Raw genomic sequence first — 18736 nt, forward strand, 5'->3', positions numbered from 1 at the left:
ACCGCCACTGGACGGGCTGATCGACGACCTCTACTAGCTGGCGGGTTCGCCGCCGTACCCCCGGCTGACGCTGCCGCCGATGCCGGTGACGTCGGAGGCCAGGTGCTCGCCGCGGGCCTGGTCGACGAGGTACGCATGGACGTCGTACCAGTGGTCCTCGGGTCCGGCAGGCGCTTCTTCGGGCCGGTGGACGCGCAGCACCTGCTGGCGGACCCGGACGTGGTGATCCCGGGCGACCGGGTGCTCCACTTGCGCTACCGGGTGCGCCGCTCCGCCCGGTCAGCGCGGTCCGAGCCCGGTGCGCCCATCGATCAGTTCGCGTACGACGTCCAGGTGGCCGGCGTGCCGGGCGGTCTCCTCGATGACGTGCAGAATGATCCGGCGTAGGTCGGTGGTCTGCGACGCTATCGTCTCGTCCGGATGCCGGCCGGCGGGTGCCGCCGTCAGCGGGGCCCCGGCGATGATCGCGTCCGAGATATCGCACTGGTCGCGGTAGAAGGCGAAGACGTGGGGCGGCGGTCGAGTGGTGCGCAGTGGTGTGTTCTCGTCCGGCCAGGGCAAGGGCTCCGCCGCACCACGGAAGACCTCCTGGAACCAGTGGCGTTCCGCGTGCCCGAGATGCTCCACCAGCCCGAGCGGCGACCATCCGGAGGGCAGGACGGATGTCCGCAACGCGATCTCGTCCAGATCCGCCAGGATGGCCCGGACACTCGCGCGCTGATAGTCCAGGAACTCACACAGCGCGGCCTTCTCCACATCGACTACCAACACGCCGGCAAGCTAGCTGCCACCCCCGACACTTTCGCCGCCACACGGTCGGCGACCGGGTTAGCTGGCGAACCAGACGACGAGTCGTACGTTGTCCTCGCCGTGCCGTTCGGCCAGTTCACGCATGCCGTCCAGTACCGCGCGCAGCGCCGGGTCGTGACGCAGCACATCGCCGTGGGACAGGGCACGGTGGCTAGGCTGTGCCGGTGTGGAAGGCGGGGTCCCGGGGTGACCGTCGTGGTTGACGCGGACGACGTCCGCCGGGTGGCGCTGTCGCTGCCCCATGTGGTCGAGATCGACAGCGACGGCTTCGACTTCCGGGTCGCCGGCAAGGGATTCGTCTGGTCCTATCCCGAGCGGACGCCCGGGAAACCGCGCCGCATCCGCACCGACATCGCGGTGCTGTACGTGGGCGACGAGGCGGAGAAGCAGGCGTTGCTCCTGGGCGAGCCCGACCTCTTCTTCACCACGCCCGCGTACGACGGGTCACCCCTGGTCATGCTGCGCCTGGCGTACGTCGGCGTCGAGCGCCTGACGGAACTGGTCACCGACGCGTGGCGGATGCGTGCCCCCGACTCGCTTCACCGGTGACCTCGACGAGGGCACCGGAGCGTGAGCCGGCCGTCTCTGCCCTCGTCGTCGGTGTCGACGATTGACAGGTTCGCACCGGGCGAGGAATTGTTGTCGCCGAGCCCGCGATTCGCGTGGGCACTCCGCATGAGGGAATGACGCCTGTGATCCGGGTAGGCCGAGCGGCCGCCTGAGTGTCGACCACGCGACGGATGACCGTCGCGCGCCTGCGACACGGCGGGGCGGCCCGACGATTCCTCCGCCCATCGCAGCTTCTGTCATGCATCGAGGTCTCACGGTGAACATGGATGCCCGCATCCAGCAGTCAGTCGTCGTCAACCTGTCCCGCCGGCCCGCGCCGGTCGAGGTGGGGCCCTTCGTGCTCGGGCTCGACCCGACCACTACCAGCCCGTACGTCAACTACGCGACGCCGCGTCCCGGCGCCGCCGTCACCGCTGCCGACGTCACCGCCCTGGTCGCGGCGTTCGGCGCCGCGGACCGCAAACCCCGTCTGGAGTACGTCACCAGTTGCGTCCCCGATCTGGAGGCGCTGCTGACCGCCGCCGGCTTCGTCGTGGAAGCCCGGCACACCTACCTGCTCTGCGTGCCGGAGACGCTGGCGTCCCCACCCGTGCCGGACCACTTCCACCTGTGCGTACCGGGTGCCGATTCCCAGCGCGCGGCGCTGATCGGCGCGCAGAACGAGGCGTTCGGCGACGAATCGGTCCCCTCCGAGGCTGACGTGGCTCGGCTGCGGCGTCAGCAGGACGCCGGAGGCGTGGCCGTCATGGCCGTCGGCGACGACGGCACCTGCGCGGGCGGCGGCGGTGCTGCCGCGCCGGTCGGCGCGGTCAGCGAGGTGGCCGGCATCGCCGTACGCCGTCCGTACCGCCGCCGGGGACTGGCGTCCGCGATCACCGCCGAGGTGACCCGGCGGCTGTTCGGCGCCGATACCGAGGTCGCCTGGCTGGAGGCCGGCGGCGAGGACTCATGGCGCGTCTACGAGCACGTCGGCTACCGGCCCGCCGGTCAGCGGCTCTACCTGGCCATGACCTGAGGACGGAGCAGCCGGGTGCCGCGGCATCCGCGAGACGCCACCGAGGACTTCGGGGCCGACCGGATAGCCGTTAATGCCGCGCTGATCGCTGAGGCTCCGGGTACACCTGGCCGGTGATCCTCATTCAGCGGGTCCGCGTCCGGTGGACCGCCGCCGCCCGCGGTGCGCCGGCCGCGAACGCCCGCAGCGGCCTCGCCCGGCCAAGGCCGCTGCCCGGGCCGTTTCCGGAGGCCGAGGTGGTCGTCCACGACGTGCTCGCCGACCAGGCGGTCGGCTACCAGGACCGGGAAGGGGTGCGCGCCGGCGGCGTCGCGCTGGCCCGCGAGGCCGGGCTGTGGCTCGGGTACGGCCGGGCGTCGGTCGTCGTGGACCGGCTGCCCGGGTCGGCGGCGTATCCGCGTCCGTCGGCGTCGGCACGGCTGTTCACGCTCGCTGCGGGGCAGGTCGGCTGTTACCGGGCCAACTTCCGGTTCACCGGGTGCGCGTGCAGCCCGAGCTGGTACTACGAGGAGTGGCTGGTGCACGTCGCGCACGGCCCGGTGGCGCGTTTCGGGTACGGCGAGCCGGACCGCGACGTCGACCACCGGGTCCGGTTGTACGGGGGCGCGCGCGTGGGGGAGCCTTCCTGACCGTGTGAGCGTGACCTGAGCGGCTGATGCGACCCGGCTACGCTCCGGGCGGTGTCCGAGCCGTACACGGCGTTGTACATGGTCCACTCCGGTCAGCCGGAGGGGTGCGGGGAGCCGAACCGTACGCCGGTGGCCTGTTCGGACAGCTCCCACAGGCGGCGGCCGTGTTCGGGGTCGGTGGCGGCGGGGGAGAGCCTGCCCGGCGCGGGGTGGCCGCGCAGCTCGGCTGTCCCGCCGGGCGCGATGAGCCGGCCCGACCTCGCCGTGGGGTCGGTGGCGGCGAACAGCTGCGGCCAGGCGCCGCTGTCGGCCGGCTGGGCGAGCAGCGGGTTGCCGATCCGGCCCAGCAGGATCCGCCAGATCCCGGTGGTGGCGCTCGTCTGCAGGTTCGTGGCGGCGTAGCCGGGGTGGGCGAGGACGCTGCGCAGCGGGCTGGCCGCCGCGCGGAGCCGGCGGTGCAGCTCGACGCCGAAGATCGCGTTGGCCAGCTTCGACGTGTTGTAGCAGCCCATCGGGGAGTACCGCCGCCCACCGGGCGGGTCGGGGAAGGGCGGCCTCGCCCGCCGGTGGTTGACCGAGGTGACGGTGACCACGCGGGGATCGCGGCCGGCCAGCAACAGCTCCAGCAGGAGGCCGGTGAGCGCGAAGTGTCCGAGGTGGTTGGTGGCGAACTGCAGCTCGTGCCCCTGCGGGCTGAGGTTGTGCGGCGTGGCCATCACCCCGGCGTTGTTGATCAGTACGTCCACCCGGCGGTGGTCGGCGTGCATCCGGGCGGCGAACTCGCGTACCGAATCGAGGTCGGCCAGGTCGAGCCGCCGTACCTCCAGATCCACGCCGGGCCGGGCGGCGGCGATGCCGGCGGCGGCCCGGCGGCCCTTCTCCTCGTCGCGAACGGCCAGCACCACGCGAGCGCCGCGGGCGGCGAGCGCCCGCGTGGTGGCCAGGCCGAGGCCGCTGCTCGCGCCGGTGACGACGAAGGTACGACCGCTCAGGTCGGGGATCCGCTCCGCTGTCCAGCCGTCAACATCCATGAGTCTCACTGTGCGACCTATGGCACTGAGTGTCAATGACTGCGTCGGATGTCATCACCGGCATCACGTAGCATCGGTGAATGGGATCTCGTGTGGACGGCGGCATGGCCGAACGCAAACGCCGGCTGGTCGCCGACGAGCTGCGCGACGCCGCCCTGATGCTGCTCGCCGACCGCGGCTTCGACGTGGTGACGATCGACGACATGGTGGCGGCGGCCGGCGTGTCGCGGCGTACCTTTTTCCGCTACTACGCGTCCAAGGAGGACGTGGTCGTCCGGTTCCTGGCCGACATGGGGGCGGACGTCGTCGCCGAACTCGCCGCGCGACCGGGCAGCGAGCCGCCGTCGGTCGCGCTGCGCCACGCCGTCTGGGTGCCGCTCGCCTCCTGCACCGGCCATCCCGACCACGCCGAGCGGGCCCGGGTCGTGGTCCGGCTGATCCTGGACACCCCGGCCCTGCACGCCCGCTGGCTGGAGCGCCAGATCCAGTGGCGTGCCGGTCTGGCCGCCGAACTGGCCGCGCGCCACGGCCTCGACCCGGACACCGACCCCTACCCGCGGCTGGCCGCCGGGATGGCCCTGCTGGCGTTCGACACGGTGCTCCAGCAGTGGCGGGCGGGCGACGACGAGCAGCGCCTGGCCGAGCTGACCGACCGCGCGTTCGCGATGGTGGCCCCGGCCCTCGACGCCAGTCACGGGGCACACGAGCCGGACCGCCGCCGCTAGGGTCATGATCATGGACATCCTCCGATACGCGGCGTTCACCGCCGACCCCGCCGGTGGCAACCCGGCCGGCGTCGTGCTGGACGCCACCGGCGCGGGCGACACGGAGATGCGGCGGGTGGCGGCGCAGGTCGGCTACTCCGAGACGGCGTTCCTCGTGCCCGCGCGCGACGGACGGTTCACGGTGCGCTACTTCAGCCCGAAGGCGGAGGTGCCGTTCTGCGGACACGCGACGATCGCGTCGGCGGTCGCGTACGCCGAGCGGCACGGCCCCGGTGTGCTGCACCTGGACACCCGCGCCGGGCTGGTCGAGGTCGCCACGAGCATACGGCCCGACGGCACCACCACCGCCACGCTGACGAGCGTCGCGCCGCGCACCGTACCGCTGGGCGCGGAGGATCTGGCGGCGCTGCTCGCCGCGTTGCGCTGGTCGCCGGACGATCTCGACGCGACGCTGCCGCCGCGTGTCGCGTACGCCGGGGCCTGGCATCCGATCGTGGCCGCCGCGACCCGGCAGCGCCTGGCGGACCTGGACTACGACATGGCCGCGCTGGGCGCGCTGATGGCCGAGCGGGACTGGACGACGATCGACCTGGTGCACCGGGAGTCCCCGCTGCTGTTCCACGCGCGCAATCCGTTCCCGCCCGGCGGCGTGGTCGAGGACGCCGCGACCGGTGCGGCGGCCGCCGCGTTCGGCGGCTACCTGCGCGAGCTGGGCCTCGTGGAGCCGCCCGCGACGGTCACCGTGCGGCAGGGCGAGGACATGGGCCGTCCGAGCCTGCTCACCGTCGGCATTCCCGCCGGCCCCGGCGCCGGGATCGCGGTGACCGGCACCGCCGTGGCCATCCGCGAGGCGGCCCGGTGAGGCCGGACCACTGCTTCATCTTCTTCGTCCTCGAAGCACACTGAGACACCGAGGCGCGTGACGTCGGATCCGGGGCGGCTCGTTCGTAGTACGGGTGAGAGGCGGCCGGACCGGGCCGCCCGGACAAGGGAGTCATGGCATGCCGCGGTACCTGATCTCGTTCAACGACGGCGCGATGGACCACATCCCCGCCGAGGAGATCCCCCAGGTGGGCAAGGACGCGCACGCGGTCATCCAGGAGGCCGTCAACGCGGGCGCGTTCGTGTACGGCACCGGGCTCGAACGCCAGCAGGCGAGCATCGTGGGCACGGACGGGGTGGTCACCGACGGGCCGTTCCCGGAGACCAAGGAGGTCATCGGCGGGTTCGTGGTCCTCGACGTGGCCTCACACGACGAGGCGCTGAAGTGGGCCGCCAAGATCGCTGGCGCGTGCCGCTGCGCCCAGGAGGTCCGGGAGATCATGCCCGACCCCGAGACGGAGGCGATGCTCCGCGTGGCGGGCCGCTGACCGGTCCGATGTCGACGCGATGACCCGGTGGGCGTGGCACCCGGCCCGGGGTCACGCCCACCATGATCGCTAGCCTCAGGCGGTGAAACGTGAACTCGCCGCACTCTCCCTGCTGTTCGTCGTCTCCGCATGCGCACCCGCGGAGCCCGCGCCGTCGTCCGCCACTGCACCGTCGTCGTCCGCCGCGGCGTCGTCGGCCGCTCCGCAGGCCGGCTCGACAGCGCCCGCGGACAAGGTCGCGGCCGGGGCGTGCAACATGGTGGCCCGGGTGATCGAGCAGCAGGACGTCCGCTTCACCTCGAACTCGCCGATCGCCATGCGTGCCCGCAAGGCGGCCGATCCGGGTGTCCGGGACGCCGGCGAGCGGCTGGCGGTGGCGGCGAAGGAATCCGGGGACATGTTCGTCCGCAACGACCCGAACGAGGACACCGGCCCGGTCGACGCGCGCATGGCCGAGGCGCAGCGCGGGCTCCTGTCCGCGTGTACGGCGCTGTTCGGGCCGCAGCCGTGGCCGTTCGCACCGTCGCCGACACCGACCACCTGACCCGGGTGGTGCGCGACGCTCCTGTGGTGGTCCAGCCTCACGCCTGGCCGGCAGCCTGAGCGATGGCGAGCGTGTGCTGGTACTCGCGCCAGTGGGCCAGCTTGCCGTCCCGGGTCCGCAACACCCCGATGAAAGGCGCGGAGGTGGTCACCCCGGTCACCGTGTGCGTGCCGACGAGTTCGTACTCGACCACGATCACCTCGGGGTCGGCGGTCTCGTGTACGACCACGCCGCGGCAGTCGTCGAACCGCACCGGGAACGACGCCCGGCCCGCTCGCGTGTACTCGAGAACGGGCTGCTTCCCCTCGGTGCGCGTCGGGTGGCCGGGCGCGGCGAAGGGCGTCTCGACCACCACGTCGTCGGCCAGCGAATCCGCGTCGAAGGCGGGCAGACCGGCCAGCCATCTGGCGCGCATGCTCTCGAAGATCTGCTGTGGTGTCACGCCGGCCTCCGCAATAATGAGTCATTACTCGACTTGTGTCACAGAGAATAATGAGTGGAGACTCACTTTGGTAGAGGGTCCGCCCCTGCGCGCCGACGCGCAACGCAACCGGGCACGCATCCTGGACGCCGCCGAGGCGGTCTTCGCCGAGTTCGGCGCCCGCGCCTCCACCGAGGAGGTGGCCCGCCGGGCCGGCGTCGCCATCGGTACGGTCTTCCGTCATTTCCCCACCAAGGAGGAGCTGCTCGCCGCGCTCATGAAGCGACTGCTCGCGCAGCTCGCCGAGGAGGCGGGAAGACACGACCTCTTCGGGTTCTTCAGACACACGGTGGCGCAGGCCGCCGCGAAGAAGACGGCAGTTGAACTGCTCGCCGGATCCGGCGTGGACATCCGGCTTCCGGACGCGGTAGGTCACCTGGAGGAGGCAGTGGGCAGACTGCTGGCACGGGCCCAGGCCGCCGGAGCCGTCGCCGACTCGGTACGGCTCCCCGAGGTGATGGCGCTGCTCGCCGGCATGTGCCAGGGCGCGCTGCACGGCGGATGGGACGAGCATCTGCAAGCCCGGACGCTGGCGGTCGTCTTCGCCGGCTTCGAGCGCGGGTGACGGTCCGGCGCGGATCACGCCGCGGTGAACCGCGAAAAACCGGTTGGCCCGCCCCGGCGAGCGCTGTTAACTTGCCGGTGGCCGTGCCGGAGAACGAGGGAGGTGGTACCCGTGACCGCAGTAACGACATGGGTGCTCCCCTCGGGGGTCACGGCCGGGCGATAGGTCGTCCGGGAGCGCCGTCGCACTCCCGAAAGGCACGACCATGCGCTTCACCTCCGAACAGCGCCTCGCCGACGGCGTCCGCGAACGCGAGTTCACCCTCGGCGGCATCCCGGGCATCCTGTGGACGCCCGCATCCACGTCGGCGCCGGCCCCGCTGATCCTGCTCGGCCACCCCGGCGGACTGCGCCGGATGTACCCCCGCCTGGCGGCCCGGGCGCAGGGCTGCGTCGAGCAGGGCTTCGCCGCCGCCACCATCGAACTGCCCGGCGGCGGCGACCGGCCCGCGACCGCCGCCGCCGAGCAGGCCCGCGCCGACCTGCGCCGGGCACTGGCGGCCGGCGAGCGGGTCGCCGACGAGGTGGTCGACCGGCTCGTCCTGCCGCTGGTGGAGGAGGCGGTCCCGGAGTGCCGGGCCGCGCTGGACGCCCTCCTCGCGCTGCCCGAGGTCGGCGGCCCGGTCGGGTACGCCGGCGGGGTGATCTCGATCGGCGTACGGCTGGCGGCGGTCGAGGCGCGCATCGTGGCCGCGCTCCTGTTCGCCGGGAGCTTCGTGCCGCGCACCATCATCGAGGAGGCTCGACGGGTCACCGTCCCGCTACATGTCCTGTTGCAGTGGGACGACGAGGGCAACGACCGGCAGATGGCACTGGACCTCTTCGACGCCTTCGGCTCGGCGGAGAAGACGCTGCACGCCAACATGGGCGGGCACACCGGCGTCCCGTGGTTCGAGGGGGAGGCCGCGAACCGCTTCTTCGTCCGGCACCTGAAGGCGGGCCCACCGGCGGCGACCTCGGCGGATCCGGGGGAGCGGACGCAGTCCGGCCAATAGGGTGATCGCATGGCGCCCGTGAGCGGACTGGACCACGTCGTCATCGCCGTGTCCGACTGGCGGGCCGCCACCGGCTTCTATCGCGACGTCGTCGGCGCCGAGGTGATCGGCGTCGGCGGCGACCGCGTCGCCTTCCGGATCGGCCCCCACCGGTTGAGCGTGCACGGGCCGGGTCTCGACCTCGGCGGCAACGTGGCCCGGATTCCCGTCCGTCCGGGCAACAGCGACATCTGTTTCGTCTGGGCGGGGCCGATCGAGGAGGCGGTGGCGCACCTGCGGCGGCACGACGTCGAGGTGGAGACCGGACCGGTCCGGCGGGTCGGTGCCGGTGGCGCCGGGACCAGCGTCTACTTCCGCGACCCGGACGGAAGCCTGCTCGAGTTCATCTCCTATCAGGAGACGCCGTAACGGCCCGGTCAGAGCGGTGACGCCACCAGTTCGACGTTGCGGGCCTCCGTCGCGTCGTCCACGGCGAACTGCAACAGCCAGCGGCCCGGCGCCAACTCGATCTCGTCGTTGCCGTCGGCGTCGCCGACGTAGAGCCGCCCGGAGGGAAGGTCGAAGGTGACCTCGTACGGATGCCCCGGCACGCGCTGCGACGTAACGCGGATGTCGATCGTGACATCTGCCTCTCCCTCGTCCGCCACGGCGGCGGAGGCGACCAGGACCGCGACGTGATGAGTCGTGGCGAGCACCGGGCCCCCGCCGGTGTGGAAGTCGATGTCGAAATCGGCCTCGCAGTCCGCGTCACTGAGGTAGACGGCACCCCAGTGGAAGATGCGGACCCGGCGCACCCGTCGGATCACGCCGACCCGCCCACCGGCGCCGCCCAGGTGGGACGCCGGATCAGGCAGAACGGGTGACCGGCAGGGTCGGCGTACACGTGGTCGCCCGGCAGCCGCCGCGCGCCCAGCGCGAGCACCGTCGCGCCGGCCTCGTCCTGGTCGTCGACCATCACGTCCAGGTGCATCTGCTGCGGCACCGCCGGCTCCGGCCACGTCGGCGCAATCAGCTCGGGGGCGCGCTGGAACGCCAGGCCGGACGCCGCCGTACTGGCCGACACGACGGCGAAGTCGTCGTCGGCGTACGTGACCGGGTCGCCCAGGACCGCGCTCCAGAAGCGTGCCTCGGCCATCGGATCCGGGCAGTCGACGATCAGGTGGTGGAGTCGGCCGAGCGGCATCGCGATCGCCTCGTCAGCTCAGCCGCAGGTCGTGTTCGGCGAGGGCGGCCTCGATGACGCCCAGCGCCTTCGGCCCCATGCCGTGCAGGCGGGCCAGCTCCGCGCGCGGCACACCGGCGAGCCGGCGCAGCGTGGTGTAGCCGGCCGCGGTCAGCGCCCGGGTGGCCGGCGCGCTGATCTTCGGCAGACTGTCCAGGGACGACGTCATCGCCCGATGCTAGACCGCCGGCGTCGGGCCAGATGCCCCGGCGAGCGTGCGCCCCGCCGGGCGTCGGTGCGGCAGCGCCGCCAGGCCCAGCACGAGCAGCAGCAGGACCGCGCCGACCAGGAACGGCAGCGACAAGGTGGGCTGGCCGAGCCACTCCCACGGCACGTGCCAGCGCGGATGCGGTTCGTCCAGGTGGTGGGTGAGCATCAGCGGCACGCCCAGCAGGATCGGCGCGGTCCAGAACAGCATCGCGACGCCGTACAGGACCTTCGCCGGCCCCTGCACCAGCGGGCGCTGTCCCTCGATGCGCCGGCTGACCCAGCCGAACAGCACCCAGCCGCCGACGGTGCCCAGCACGAAGCCGAGTAGCCCGGCGGGGTGGGCGGTGCCGGGGGTGGCGCGACTGAGGGTGATGTTCGTCGAGCCGTCGGCGGTGAGTTCCACGGCGAGGATGTGGTCGCCGCGTTCGGCGTACACGGTGACGTCGGAGGGGATGGACGCCCTGTCGCACTGCGGACTGCCGGAGACGCAGTCGTAAGCGTTGGCGTAGAAGGGCTCGTGGCGCTCCCACCCGGCGGCGTCCAGGCGTTGCCGCAGGTCGCGGAGGCCGCCGGCCGGCGTCTGGTCGAACGACGCGGTCAGCTCGGCCAGCGCGTACTCGCCGCCGTCGCCGAGCAGCAGCTCGGACATGAGGTCCTCGTTCAGCGGGTGGCTGTAGATGAGGAACACGGCGGGCGGGTCGTCCTGGTCGAGGTGGCTGACCTGCCGATCCGGATAGAGCTGCCCGACCACGGCGGCGAGGTCCCGGTGGTCGAGCGGGCGGGAGCCGAGCCACGCGAGCCAGGTGCCGAACGACCCGGCGAACAAACCGCAGACCACCGCGAAGACCGACGCCCAGGCCACCACGGTGCGGCTCGCCGGCCGTCCCAGCCGGGCGCGCAGACCATGGCGTACGAGATTCGCCGCCACCCGGGTGCGCCGGTGTGCCGCGCCGACGTCCCGTACCGTCTCCAGGATCTCGGCACCGCGCGCCCGGCGGTAGTCACGGGGGTAGGCAAGCAACAGCCAGCGGTGCATGGGTTTCTCCCTACGGGGCCGCGACGGCGGGGGTGTCAGGCGGTGCGGGGCCGCAGGGCGCGCAGCCGGGACTCGGCGGCGGACGCGAGCTGCCGCAGCCGTTCGGTCTGGCGGGCCAGCTCGGCCTGGCCGTCGGCGCGCAGCCGGTAGTAGCGGCGCAGCCTGCCGTCGACGACCTCTTCGTGGCTGAGTTCGACGAGACCCTGCGCGACCAGGCGGTCCAGCGCGGCGTAGAGCGTGCCCGGCAACAGGTTGACGCGACCGCCGGACAGGCCGGCGACCTCCTGGATGATCCCGTAGCCGTGGCGCGGCTCGTCGGCCAGCGCGGTCAGGATCAGGAAGGTCGCCTCGCGCATCTCACTCACCGAGGCAACATATACAGTCAATCAATACATCGTCAACGGTCGCCGAGCAGTCCGCGTTCGGTCAGGAAGGCGCGCAGCGTCCCGGCGTCCTCGGCGGACATCAGCCACCGGGGGATCACCGTGGCCGGCATCCGTCCCACGTAGACGATCCAGAAATCAGGGGTCTCGGTGACCCGCTCGACGCCGTCCCAGGCGATGCCGCCGGACTCCGAGCCGCTGCGCATCATGATGTTGCGGTCGTCGATGTCGTAGCCACCCTCGACCGCGTAGCCGCCGGAGCGGCGCCGGGCCCGCCAGCGCACCCACGGCGCGTACAGTATCGACAGCACACCTGTCACGATGAACGCGGTCCACAGCGACGCGAAGCGGCCACTCCGCTCCGACGCCTGCGAGGCGATCCAGCCGATCACCCCGATCGCGGCGAGGACCGCGCCGATGTAGCCGAAGCGGCGCAGCCGGGCGGCGGCGAGCGCGGCGGCCACCCGGGCCGGATAGGCGGGGTCGGCCGGTACGGCGAAACGGATCTGCACGCCCGAACGATAGTGCCCCGCCCGCCTGTCCCGGGCTGGACCCGCGTAGCGCGCCGGTCAGGTCCGGCGCAGCACCAGCGTCACGAAGCCGAGCACGCCCCGGTATCCGCGCAGCCACTGGTCGCGGTGCTCCCGGGCAGCGGCGAGCGCGTCGGCGGCATCCGGGTGACCCGGGTTGTCCAGCGCCCACTCGGTGAGCGAGCCGGTCCACGACCACTCGTAGTCGTCCCACTCGGAGGTGTCGCTGACGTGCGCGTACACCGGGGCCCAGCCCGCCTGCTCGGCGGCGTCGACCAGACCGGCGAGGTCGGTGTGGTCGCCGGGCTTCGCCTCCAGCGCGGACAGCGCCTCCGGCGTCGGCGGCACCTGCCAGAATCCCTCGCCCACCATCAGGATGCCGTCGGCGTTCACGTGCCGGCCCGCCAGCTCCAGCGTCCCGGTGAACCCGCCGAACGCGTGCGTCGACCCGACGCAGAGCACCAGGTCGTAGTCGCCGTCCGGCACGTACGACCGGGCGTCGCGCTCGTGCAGCGTGAGCCGGTCGGCGAGGCCGCGCACGGTGGCGGCCTCGGCGGCGCGTTCCAGCGCGTACGGGTTGAGGTCCACGCCGTCGGCCTGCCCGTCCGGGTGGTGCGCGAGGGCCTGCAACGCCCACGCTGCCTCGCCGCAGCCCAGGTCGAGGATCCGGGCCGCCGGACGGCGACCGGCCCGGCGCAGCAGCCGGTTGACGTTGACGCCGGAGAGTGGGGCCGCGATCGGGTGGTGCGAGTGCGCGATGCTGCTGAGCCGTCGACGGTCCATCACCGCAGTCAACACGAGCACGACCGGATTGTCCTGCCGGTCAGGTGCGGCAGACGATCGTCGCGTCGTCGGTGGCGACACCCTGGCGTGCCTCCGCCGCCCGGACCCGGGCGATGACCTCGGCCGGGCCGTCGGTCTCCAGCAGGCGCAACAGCCCCGGCCAGTCGGTCAGGCCGAACGTGTCCGCGAGACGGCTCGCGCCGTTGCTGAGCAGCGCCGCACCGGTCACGTCGTGGGTCGGGCACTCGCCGGTGACGGCCTCGTCCACCACTGTCGGGTCGTCCTTGGCGACCCAGAACCCACCGGGACTGTTGCGGCGGGACCGTAGTTCCATCATCAGCCGCCGGTACTCTTCGCTGCCGACGGGCACGCCGGTCAGCCGCTCCTCGAAGGACCGGGCGATCACCACCTCACGCGGATCGTGCGCGACGACCGGCTCACCCGTCGTGCGGCCCACGACCGCGACCGCGTCGCCGAGGACCAGGTGCTCGACGATGTCGCCGGAGAACCGCAGCATCGCGACCGCCGCGAACGGGCTGATCGGATGGGCGACGTCGCACGTGTCGCGGTGCGCGTCGGTGACCCGCTCGATGCCCTCGGCCAGCACGTCGCGCAGGCTCCGCTCCTCGGCCAGCGCGCCGAGCAACGCGCCGCCGAGCCGTGTCGCGTACCAGGCGATGCCGTGGTGGCAGACCTCGCCCGCGCCGGCGATGCCGCCGGCGCCGTCGACCAGGACCAGGCCGCACGGTACGGCACCGGCGAAATCCTCGTTGCTGCGCCCGGGGTGCCCGGCGTCGGTCGCCAACGTCACCGTCACCACAGCCGTCTCCGTCCCTCGGGGTCAAGCCGGCGTAGTGAACACCCCGACGCCGCACCCTGGCAAGCCTTCACCGGAACGCTTGGGCGATAAAGGCGCATGTATCACCGAAAAGGGAGTTTTTCGTTGCCCTGTCGATCAACAGCCGGGAAAGCGTGGGACTGCACCGCGTGGCAGCTCAAGATTTGCTCAAGTTCGATCGACATCGACGATGGGAATTCCCGCTGTTGCTAATCTCCGACCATCTGCAACCAACGGGGAGTGAAGATGAATCGAAGAATGCGTCTGATCGCGTCGGCCGCAATTTCCACCGCCCTTGCGCTCTTCGGGATGGCCGGGGTCGCCACGGCGGCGCCGGTGTCCGAGAAAACCGCGACCACATTCTCGTCGGTGAGCGCCTCTACGGCTCTCGACTCGGGCGCCCTGCTGGCGGCGTCCGACTACCGGAAAGAAGCCACCTCGTATTTCTCGGTAACCTACGCCGTGGCGGGGGGTGACAGCACGCCGTGCTCCGGCATGGCATTCGTCGGGCAGACGTGGAACGGCTACATCGAGGCGAGCACGACAGTTACCTGCTCCTTCGTGCCTGCATTCTCCACCACCGCCCGGGCGAAAATCACTCTTGGTCGTCTCGGCAGCGTCAAGTCGACGAAGAACTCCACGTGCGACAAGGCGAAGTTCTGCGCGGCGTCCACCAGTTACAACGGGGGCTCGAACGGCAAGACCTGGTGCAACGAGGCCTTCGCGACCGCAGCGAATTTTGTCAACCGCTCCGGATCCACGATCGTCTGCATCAATACCTGAGTGGATGAGTGAAGGGCGGCGGCCACGGATATCCGTGCCGCCGCCCCATTCGCTCAACGGGTCAGGGCCGGAGAGCTGGCGAGCGTCTTGTCGAGACGCACGCTCTTGGCGCTCCTGCCCTGGTCTGTGTCACGAATCGCGCGGCGGCTTCGTCTTCTGCGGGTGGAACGTCTCGTGGCGGGCCAGCATGGCGACGAACTCGCCGATCTTGCGCGTCCGGGTCTCCGCGCGTTTGACCGCGTTGAGCCGGTGGATGAGCGCGAACCGGTTGGCGCTGGTGAGCACGTCGAACATGGCCTGGGCGGCGGGCTCGGCCGCGATGGCGGCGAGCAGGTCGGCCGGCACCTGGGCCTCCGACGGCGGGGCGTAGGCCGCCGCCCACCGGCCGTCCGCCTTCGCGGCCTCCACTGCGGCCCGGCCCGCCGGCGTCATCCGCCCTTCCGCCTCCAGCCGGGCCACGTGCGCGACGTTGCGCTGCGACCAGGAGCTGCGCGCCCGGCGCGGGGTGAACCGGATCCAGGAGCTCTCGTGGTCGCGCTTGCGGGCCTGCCCGTCGATCCAGCCGAAGCAGAGCGCCTCGTCGACCGCCTGCTGCCAGGTCAGCGTGGTGACGGTGCCGCCCTTGCGGGTCAGGGCGAGCCAGACGCCGGGCGAGGTGTCGTGATGGGCGGACAGCCACGCGCGCAGCGCGCCCCCGTCGGCCACGATCAGCTCATCCAGCTCAGCGGTTCCCATGACCAGCAGGCTATGCCGGGGGTACGACATCGACGCCCGCCCGCCGCTCGTGTGACCGGCGGGCCGCCAGCAGCTCGCCCAGGTGCCGTTCGCTCCACGACCGGGCGGCCGCGACGAGCGTCAGCAGGCTGCGGCCCAGCGGCGTCAGCGCGTACTCCACGCGCGGCGGATTCTCGTCGTAGGCGGTACGCGTGACAAGCCCGTCGCGTTCCATCGCCCGCAACGTCTCGGCCAGCACCTTCGGGGTGATCGTGCGCAGCGGCACCCGCAGCTCGGTGAACCGGCGCGGCCCGTGTTCCAGGCACAGCACCACCATCGCGGTCCACTTGTCGCCGATCTGCAACGGCATCATCCGCGACGGACAGGCGGGTGGAACATGTCCGGATCGAGCGGCGTCACCGCCCGAGCGTAACCCCGGTACCGTTGCGGTAACCGGCACCCCGCGGCCTAGCGTCGCGCCATGACCAGCATCGCCGTCTTCGGCGCGGGCGGCCGGGCCGGTCGCGCGATCAGCGCCGAGGCCCACCGCCGAGGCCACCGCGTCACAGCCGTCGTCCGCGACCCCGTCCGCCATCCCGGCCTCACCTCCGCGGTACGCGGCGACGTCACCGACCCGGAGGCCGTCACCTCCATCGGGTACGGGCACGACGCCGCCGTCCACGCGGTCAGCCCGGCGTCCGGGCCGGACGCGCTGGCCGCAGCCGGCCCCGACCCGGGGTTCTTCGTCCGGGCGGCCGACGCGCTGCTGCACGGCCTGGCTCGCGCGGGCGTGCCCCAGCTCGTGGCGATCGGCCTGTTCGCCACGCTCACCGACACGCACGGCCGGCCCCTCCACGACGACCCGGCCGTCCTGCCCGCCGAGCTGCGGCCGTTCGCGCTCAGCCACGCCGCCGGCCTGGACCGGCTCCGCGCGGCGGACACCACTGTCGACTGGCTCGTGCTCACCCCACCGGCCGCGCTGGCCGTGGACGGTCCCCGCACGGGGCGGTACCGCCTCGGCGGCGAGCAGGCTCCGGCACTCGCGCACCTGTCGTACGCGGATCTGGCGGTCGCGGCGGTCGACGAGATCGAGTCGCCGCGCCACCACCGCACGCGGGTGTCGGTCTTCGGGGACGTGCCGGGCTAGCCGCCCGCCGCGTTGTGCCGCGCGACCAGCGCCGGCAACTCGTCCAGCGAGTCGATGCGGAACAGGCACCGGTCGGCCACGTCCGGCATGTCGAGGATGTGGCCCCACGGTCCGCGCCGGATCAGGCACGCCGTCATGCCGGCGGCCATCGCCGGGGCGGCGTCGTTGTCCGGCCGGTCACCGACGTACAGGATCGCGGACGCGTCGCCGCCGCCCTCGCGGACCACCCGGTCGAAGAACTCCGGCGCCGGCTTCGCCACGCCCCAGGCCGCCGACGTGCCGATCACGTCCACCGGCAGGTCCAGCGCCCGCAGTGTCGCCTCGGCGTGCTCCGGCTGGTTGCCGGCCAGGCCGACCCGCAGGCCCTGCTCCCGCAGGGCGGCCAGGCACGCCCGCGCGTCCGGGTAGAGATCCTCCTCGCCGAACGACTCCGGGTCACCGGCCGCGACCCGGCGCGCGAGTTCGGCGGTGAGGTCGAAGTCCGGCCGGAAGGCCCGGAACACCTCCTGGTAGTCCAGGCCACGGGCGATCACCGCGCCGAAGACGGCGGAGAACGTGTGCCTCGGTACGCCGAGCCAGTCCGCCCAGGTCGCGAACTCGCGCGTCTCGTCGAGGATCGTCCCGCCCACGTCGAAGAAGACCGTCCGGATCATTCGCGGATCGTACTGTCGTTGATCAGCCTGTGGGGGGTGGCCGGACGGTGCAGACTGCCCGCATGAACGCCGCCTTCCTCCCCGAACCGCCGCAGAGTCCGGCGGCGAAAGCCGCGTACGAGGACGACCTCGCCGCCGACGGCTACGTCAACAACCTCACCCGCGTCTGGTGCTGGCGACCCGACGTGCTGATGTCCTTCCAGAACACGCGCACCGAGCTGCTGGCCGAGTCCACGCTGTCCTCGCGTGAGGTGGCGGTGCTGGTCGCCGCCACCGCCGCCGCGCGGGGCGACTCGTACTGCGCGCTGGCTTGGGGCGCGCGGCTGGCCGGGATGAGCGACGAGGAGACCGCCGCCGGGGTGCTGCGCGGCGACGAGGCGGACCTGTCGGAGCGGGAGACGGCGCTGGCCGACTGGGCCCGCCGGGTCGTGACGGATCCGAACGCCACCACCGAGGCCGACACGCGACGCCTGCGCGACGCCGGCCTGAGCGACCGGGAGATCTTCGAGGCGACCACGCTGATCGCGTTCCGGCTGGCCTTCTCGACGGTGAACGACGCGCTCGGCGCCCGGCCGGACGCGCAACTGGCGGAGAAGGCGCCACGGCTCGTCCGGGAGGCGGTCACGTTCGGCCGCCCGGTCTGAACGAGCGCGCCCGCGACTCGGCCGGGGCCGCCTCGGGGCAGCGGCGTGCCACATGAGCGGAGATCATCGTCTGGTGACCGACACCGCCGTGTACACGTTGGCCGTTCCGCCGTTGTTCGCCGCCCTCGAGCCGGCACGCGACATCCTCATCGCCGGTGCCGGCGGCGGCTTCGATGTCTACGCCGGCCTGCCGCTGGCACTCGCGCTGTGGCAGGCCGGCAAGCGGGTGCACCTGGCCGGCTTCTCCTTCTCGGAGCTGGAGCTGCTCGACCGGCAGGTGTGGGTGGCCGAGCACGTCGCGGCGATCCGGCCGGACACCCTCAGCCCGGACTGGTACTTCCCGGAGGGGCACCTGGCCCGCTGGCTGGCGGGCCGGGACCTGCCGTCGACCGTGTACGCCTTCCCGCCGCTGGGCGTGCAGCCGTTGCGTGAGGCGTACCGGCACCTGGTCGACCGGCTCGGCCTCGACGCGATAGTGCTCGTCGACGGCGGCACCGACATCCTGCTGCGCGGCGACGAGAGCGGCCTGGGCACCCCGGTGGAGGACATCACCAGCCTGGCCGCCGTGGCCGGGCTGGACGTGCCGGTCCGGTTGGTGAGCAGCCTCGGCTTCGGCATCGACGCGCACGACGGCGTCAACCACGTCGAGGTGCTGGAGAACCTTGCCGCGCTCGACCGGGAGGGCGGCTACCTCGGCGCGCTGTCCATTCCCGGCTCCAGCCGTGAGGCGGTGCTCTACCGCGAGGCGGTCGCGCAGGCCCAGGCCGCCACCCCGCACCGGCCGAGCATCGTCCAGGGGCAGATCGCCGCCGCCACCGGCGGGGCGTGCGGAGACGTACGGTTCAGCCGGCGCACCGGCGACGGCGACCTGTTCGTCAACCCCCTCATGGCGATCTATTTCTCCGTCGACCTGCCCCGGCTCGCCGCCCGCTGCCTCTACCTCGACCGCATCGAGAACACGATCGGGCGGCGGCAGGTCGTCACCCGCATCGAGGCGTTCCGCGACGAGCTGCGGGCCACCCGGGTGCCCCGGGCGTTTCCGCACTGACGCCACGGCAT

28 protein-coding genes and 1 pseudogene are annotated in these 18736 nt (G+C 72.4%); 15 read left to right on the forward strand and 14 right to left on the reverse strand.

Annotated elements, in window-relative coordinates; all coding sequences use genetic code 11:
• Positions 1-81: 81 nt before the first annotated feature.
• Positions 82-270: pseudogene (locus AB0C17_RS12310) on the forward strand (dihydrofolate reductase family protein); the annotation flags it as partial.
• A gap of 9 nt (positions 271-279) precedes the next feature.
• Here AB0C17_RS12310 and AB0C17_RS12315 read toward each other — a convergent pair.
• Entirely contained in the window at positions 280-771 is a 492-nt protein-coding gene (locus AB0C17_RS12315) for a DinB family protein (protein WP_357390604.1), read from the reverse strand.
• Positions 772-1005: 234 nt separating this feature from the next.
• Between AB0C17_RS12315 and AB0C17_RS12320 the strand changes: the two genes are divergently transcribed.
• From AB0C17_RS12320 to AB0C17_RS12330, 3 genes are all read left to right on the forward strand, one after another.
• Positions 1006-1359 (forward strand): hypothetical protein, encoded by a 354-nt coding sequence (locus AB0C17_RS12320; protein ID WP_357390636.1) that lies wholly within the window; start codon positions 1006-1008, stop codon positions 1357-1359.
• A 283-nt stretch (positions 1360-1642) separates the two neighbouring features.
• Positions 1643-2395, forward strand: coding sequence for a GNAT family N-acetyltransferase (locus tag AB0C17_RS12325; RefSeq protein WP_357478518.1), 753 nt, complete (start codon positions 1643-1645; stop codon positions 2393-2395).
• Positions 2396-2508: 113 nt separating this feature from the next.
• Positions 2509-3024: a hypothetical protein gene (locus tag AB0C17_RS12330; protein WP_357478343.1), complete on the forward strand. Its 516-nt coding sequence runs from the start codon at positions 2509-2511 to the stop codon at positions 3022-3024.
• A gap of 92 nt (positions 3025-3116) precedes the next feature.
• On the opposite strand, the gene AB0C17_RS12335 is transcribed toward AB0C17_RS12330, so the two are convergent.
• Positions 3117-4055 (reverse strand): oxidoreductase, encoded by a 939-nt coding sequence (locus tag AB0C17_RS12335; RefSeq protein WP_357478345.1) that lies wholly within the window; start codon positions 4053-4055, stop codon positions 3117-3119.
• Between the two features lie 80 nt (positions 4056-4135).
• Between AB0C17_RS12335 and AB0C17_RS12340 the strand changes: the two genes are divergently transcribed.
• From AB0C17_RS12340 to AB0C17_RS12355, 4 genes are all read left to right on the forward strand, one after another.
• The gene (locus AB0C17_RS12340) at positions 4136-4780 is read left to right on the forward strand and encodes a TetR family transcriptional regulator (RefSeq protein WP_357478348.1); all 645 of its coding nucleotides are present in this window, start codon (positions 4136-4138) and stop codon (positions 4778-4780) included.
• Positions 4781-4790: 10 nt separating this feature from the next.
• Complete coding sequence (locus AB0C17_RS12345) at positions 4791-5642, forward strand: PhzF family phenazine biosynthesis isomerase (protein WP_357478351.1); 852 nt, start codon at positions 4791-4793, stop codon at positions 5640-5642.
• Positions 5643-5781: 139 nt separating this feature from the next.
• On the forward strand, positions 5782-6150 hold the full coding sequence (locus tag AB0C17_RS12350; RefSeq protein ID WP_357478354.1) for a YciI family protein: 369 nt from the start codon (positions 5782-5784) through the stop codon (positions 6148-6150).
• A gap of 82 nt (positions 6151-6232) precedes the next feature.
• The gene (locus tag AB0C17_RS12355) at positions 6233-6694 is read left to right on the forward strand and encodes a hypothetical protein (RefSeq protein ID WP_357390592.1); all 462 of its coding nucleotides are present in this window, start codon (positions 6233-6235) and stop codon (positions 6692-6694) included.
• 37 nt (positions 6695-6731) lie between these two features.
• Here the strand turns inward: AB0C17_RS12355 and AB0C17_RS12360 are convergent, their stop codons facing one another.
• Positions 6732-7136, reverse strand: coding sequence for a nuclear transport factor 2 family protein (locus AB0C17_RS12360; protein WP_357390590.1), 405 nt, complete (start codon positions 7134-7136; stop codon positions 6732-6734).
• 67 nt (positions 7137-7203) lie between these two features.
• Here AB0C17_RS12360 and AB0C17_RS12365 point away from each other — a divergent pair, with 67 nt between their 5' ends.
• The 3 genes from AB0C17_RS12365 to AB0C17_RS12375 all read left to right on the forward strand — a co-directional run bounded on the left by AB0C17_RS12365 (position 7204) and on the right by AB0C17_RS12375 (position 9142).
• Positions 7204-7740, forward strand: a complete 537-nt coding sequence (locus AB0C17_RS12365; protein ID WP_357390588.1) for a helix-turn-helix domain-containing protein — start codon at positions 7204-7206, stop codon at positions 7738-7740.
• A gap of 205 nt (positions 7741-7945) precedes the next feature.
• Positions 7946-8734, forward strand: coding sequence for an alpha/beta hydrolase (locus tag AB0C17_RS12370; RefSeq protein ID WP_357390586.1), 789 nt, complete (start codon positions 7946-7948; stop codon positions 8732-8734).
• Positions 8735-8743: 9 nt separating this feature from the next.
• Positions 8744-9142 (forward strand): VOC family protein, encoded by a 399-nt coding sequence (locus AB0C17_RS12375; protein WP_357478358.1) that lies wholly within the window; start codon positions 8744-8746, stop codon positions 9140-9142.
• An 8-nt stretch (positions 9143-9150) separates the two neighbouring features.
• Here AB0C17_RS12375 and AB0C17_RS12380 read toward each other — a convergent pair whose 3' ends face one another.
• The 8 genes from AB0C17_RS12380 to AB0C17_RS12415 are packed head-to-tail and all read right to left on the reverse strand — an operon-like array spanning position 9151 to position 13715.
• Positions 9151-9540: a hypothetical protein gene (locus tag AB0C17_RS12380; protein WP_357478361.1), complete on the reverse strand. Its 390-nt coding sequence runs from the start codon at positions 9538-9540 to the stop codon at positions 9151-9153.
• Positions 9537-9917: a VOC family protein gene (locus tag AB0C17_RS12385; RefSeq protein ID WP_357478364.1), complete on the reverse strand. Its 381-nt coding sequence runs from the start codon at positions 9915-9917 to the stop codon at positions 9537-9539. The genes AB0C17_RS12380 and AB0C17_RS12385 overlap by 4 nt, the downstream gene beginning before the upstream one ends.
• A gap of 13 nt (positions 9918-9930) precedes the next feature.
• Positions 9931-10125 carry a DNA-binding protein gene (locus AB0C17_RS12390; RefSeq protein WP_069090180.1) on the reverse strand — a complete coding sequence of 65 codons (195 nt, stop codon included), beginning with the start codon at positions 10123-10125 and terminating at the stop codon, positions 9931-9933.
• Positions 10126-10134: 9 nt separating this feature from the next.
• A complete protein-coding gene (locus tag AB0C17_RS12395) occupies positions 10135-11202 on the reverse strand; it encodes a hypothetical protein (protein WP_357478368.1) in 1068 nt (355 codons plus the stop codon).
• Positions 11203-11237: 35 nt separating this feature from the next.
• Positions 11238-11558 carry a PadR family transcriptional regulator gene (locus AB0C17_RS12400; RefSeq protein WP_357384279.1) on the reverse strand — a complete coding sequence of 107 codons (321 nt, stop codon included), beginning with the start codon at positions 11556-11558 and terminating at the stop codon, positions 11238-11240.
• Between the two features lie 41 nt (positions 11559-11599).
• Positions 11600-12097 (reverse strand): YcxB family protein, encoded by a 498-nt coding sequence (locus tag AB0C17_RS12405; protein WP_357478371.1) that lies wholly within the window; start codon positions 12095-12097, stop codon positions 11600-11602.
• A 57-nt stretch (positions 12098-12154) separates the two neighbouring features.
• Positions 12155-12919 carry a class I SAM-dependent methyltransferase gene (locus tag AB0C17_RS12410; protein ID WP_357478374.1) on the reverse strand — a complete coding sequence of 255 codons (765 nt, stop codon included), beginning with the start codon at positions 12917-12919 and terminating at the stop codon, positions 12155-12157.
• A gap of 19 nt (positions 12920-12938) precedes the next feature.
• Positions 12939-13715: a hypothetical protein gene (locus AB0C17_RS12415; RefSeq protein ID WP_357478377.1), complete on the reverse strand. Its 777-nt coding sequence runs from the start codon at positions 13713-13715 to the stop codon at positions 12939-12941.
• Between the two features lie 279 nt (positions 13716-13994).
• Here AB0C17_RS12415 and AB0C17_RS12420 point away from each other — a divergent pair, with 279 nt between their 5' ends.
• Positions 13995-14519 (forward strand): hypothetical protein, encoded by a 525-nt coding sequence (locus AB0C17_RS12420; RefSeq protein ID WP_357383943.1) that lies wholly within the window; start codon positions 13995-13997, stop codon positions 14517-14519.
• Between the two features lie 129 nt (positions 14520-14648).
• Here the strand turns inward: AB0C17_RS12420 and AB0C17_RS12425 are convergent, their stop codons facing one another.
• Positions 14649-15254: a YdeI/OmpD-associated family protein gene (locus tag AB0C17_RS12425; RefSeq protein WP_357471026.1), complete on the reverse strand. Its 606-nt coding sequence runs from the start codon at positions 15252-15254 to the stop codon at positions 14649-14651.
• Positions 15255-15264: 10 nt separating this feature from the next.
• Positions 15265-15603, reverse strand: a complete 339-nt coding sequence (locus AB0C17_RS12430; protein ID WP_357471023.1) for a helix-turn-helix domain-containing protein — start codon at positions 15601-15603, stop codon at positions 15265-15267.
• A 111-nt stretch (positions 15604-15714) separates the two neighbouring features.
• Here AB0C17_RS12430 and AB0C17_RS12435 point away from each other — a divergent pair, with 111 nt between their 5' ends.
• Positions 15715-16380, forward strand: coding sequence for an NAD(P)H-binding protein (locus tag AB0C17_RS12435; RefSeq protein WP_357471020.1), 666 nt, complete (start codon positions 15715-15717; stop codon positions 16378-16380).
• Here the strand turns inward: AB0C17_RS12435 and AB0C17_RS12440 are convergent.
• On the reverse strand, positions 16377-17033 hold the full coding sequence (locus tag AB0C17_RS12440) for an HAD family hydrolase (protein WP_357383953.1): 657 nt from the start codon (positions 17031-17033) through the stop codon (positions 16377-16379). The two genes, AB0C17_RS12435 and AB0C17_RS12440, sit on opposite strands and share 4 nt — an antisense overlap.
• A 62-nt stretch (positions 17034-17095) precedes the next feature.
• Between AB0C17_RS12440 and AB0C17_RS12445 the strand changes: the two genes are divergently transcribed.
• Both AB0C17_RS12445 and AB0C17_RS12450 read left to right on the forward strand, forming a co-directional pair.
• Positions 17096-17677, forward strand: a complete 582-nt coding sequence (locus AB0C17_RS12445; RefSeq protein WP_357471017.1) for a hypothetical protein — start codon at positions 17096-17098, stop codon at positions 17675-17677.
• A gap of 73 nt (positions 17678-17750) precedes the next feature.
• A complete protein-coding gene (locus AB0C17_RS12450; protein WP_357471014.1) occupies positions 17751-18725 on the forward strand; it encodes a DUF1152 domain-containing protein in 975 nt (324 codons plus the stop codon).
• Positions 18726-18736: the final 11 nt, after the last annotated feature.

It is taken from the genome of Micromonospora sp. NPDC048887 (assembly GCF_040649715.1).
In the GTDB taxonomy this organism is placed as follows: domain Bacteria; phylum Actinomycetota; class Actinomycetes; order Mycobacteriales; family Micromonosporaceae; genus Micromonospora.

Excerpts from the sequence above, each read along its gene's own strand:
- AB0C17_RS12325 (WP_357478518.1), top strand. The coding sequence starts at position 1,643 with ATGGATGCCCGCATCCAGCAGTCAGTCGTCGTCAACCTGTCCCGCCGG.
- AB0C17_RS12335 (WP_357478345.1), bottom strand. The coding sequence starts at position 4,055 with ATGGATGTTGACGGCTGGACAGCGGAGCGGATCCCCGACCTGAGCGGT.
- AB0C17_RS12340 (WP_357478348.1), top strand. The coding sequence starts at position 4,136 with ATGGGATCTCGTGTGGACGGCGGCATGGCCGAACGCAAACGCCGGCTG.
- AB0C17_RS12345 (WP_357478351.1), top strand. The coding sequence starts at position 4,791 with ATGGACATCCTCCGATACGCGGCGTTCACCGCCGACCCCGCCGGTGGC.
- AB0C17_RS12350 (WP_357478354.1), top strand. The coding sequence starts at position 5,782 with ATGCCGCGGTACCTGATCTCGTTCAACGACGGCGCGATGGACCACATC.
- AB0C17_RS12370 (WP_357390586.1), top strand. The coding sequence starts at position 7,946 with ATGCGCTTCACCTCCGAACAGCGCCTCGCCGACGGCGTCCGCGAACGC.
- AB0C17_RS12375 (WP_357478358.1), top strand. The coding sequence starts at position 8,744 with ATGGCGCCCGTGAGCGGACTGGACCACGTCGTCATCGCCGTGTCCGAC.
- AB0C17_RS12385 (WP_357478364.1), bottom strand. The coding sequence starts at position 9,917 with ATGCCGCTCGGCCGACTCCACCACCTGATCGTCGACTGCCCGGATCCG.
- AB0C17_RS12390 (WP_069090180.1), bottom strand. The coding sequence starts at position 10,125 with ATGACGTCGTCCCTGGACAGTCTGCCGAAGATCAGCGCGCCGGCCACC.
- AB0C17_RS12395 (WP_357478368.1), bottom strand. The coding sequence starts at position 11,202 with ATGCACCGCTGGCTGTTGCTTGCCTACCCCCGTGACTACCGCCGGGCG.
- AB0C17_RS12400 (WP_357384279.1), bottom strand. The coding sequence starts at position 11,558 with ATGCGCGAGGCGACCTTCCTGATCCTGACCGCGCTGGCCGACGAGCCG.
- AB0C17_RS12420 (WP_357383943.1), top strand. The coding sequence starts at position 13,995 with ATGCGTCTGATCGCGTCGGCCGCAATTTCCACCGCCCTTGCGCTCTTC.
- AB0C17_RS12425 (WP_357471026.1), bottom strand. The coding sequence starts at position 15,254 with ATGGGAACCGCTGAGCTGGATGAGCTGATCGTGGCCGACGGGGGCGCG.
- AB0C17_RS12430 (WP_357471023.1), bottom strand. The coding sequence starts at position 15,603 with ATGCCGTTGCAGATCGGCGACAAGTGGACCGCGATGGTGGTGCTGTGC.
- AB0C17_RS12435 (WP_357471020.1), top strand. The coding sequence starts at position 15,715 with ATGACCAGCATCGCCGTCTTCGGCGCGGGCGGCCGGGCCGGTCGCGCG.
- AB0C17_RS12440 (WP_357383953.1), bottom strand. The coding sequence starts at position 17,033 with ATGATCCGGACGGTCTTCTTCGACGTGGGCGGGACGATCCTCGACGAG.
- AB0C17_RS12445 (WP_357471017.1), top strand. The coding sequence starts at position 17,096 with ATGAACGCCGCCTTCCTCCCCGAACCGCCGCAGAGTCCGGCGGCGAAA.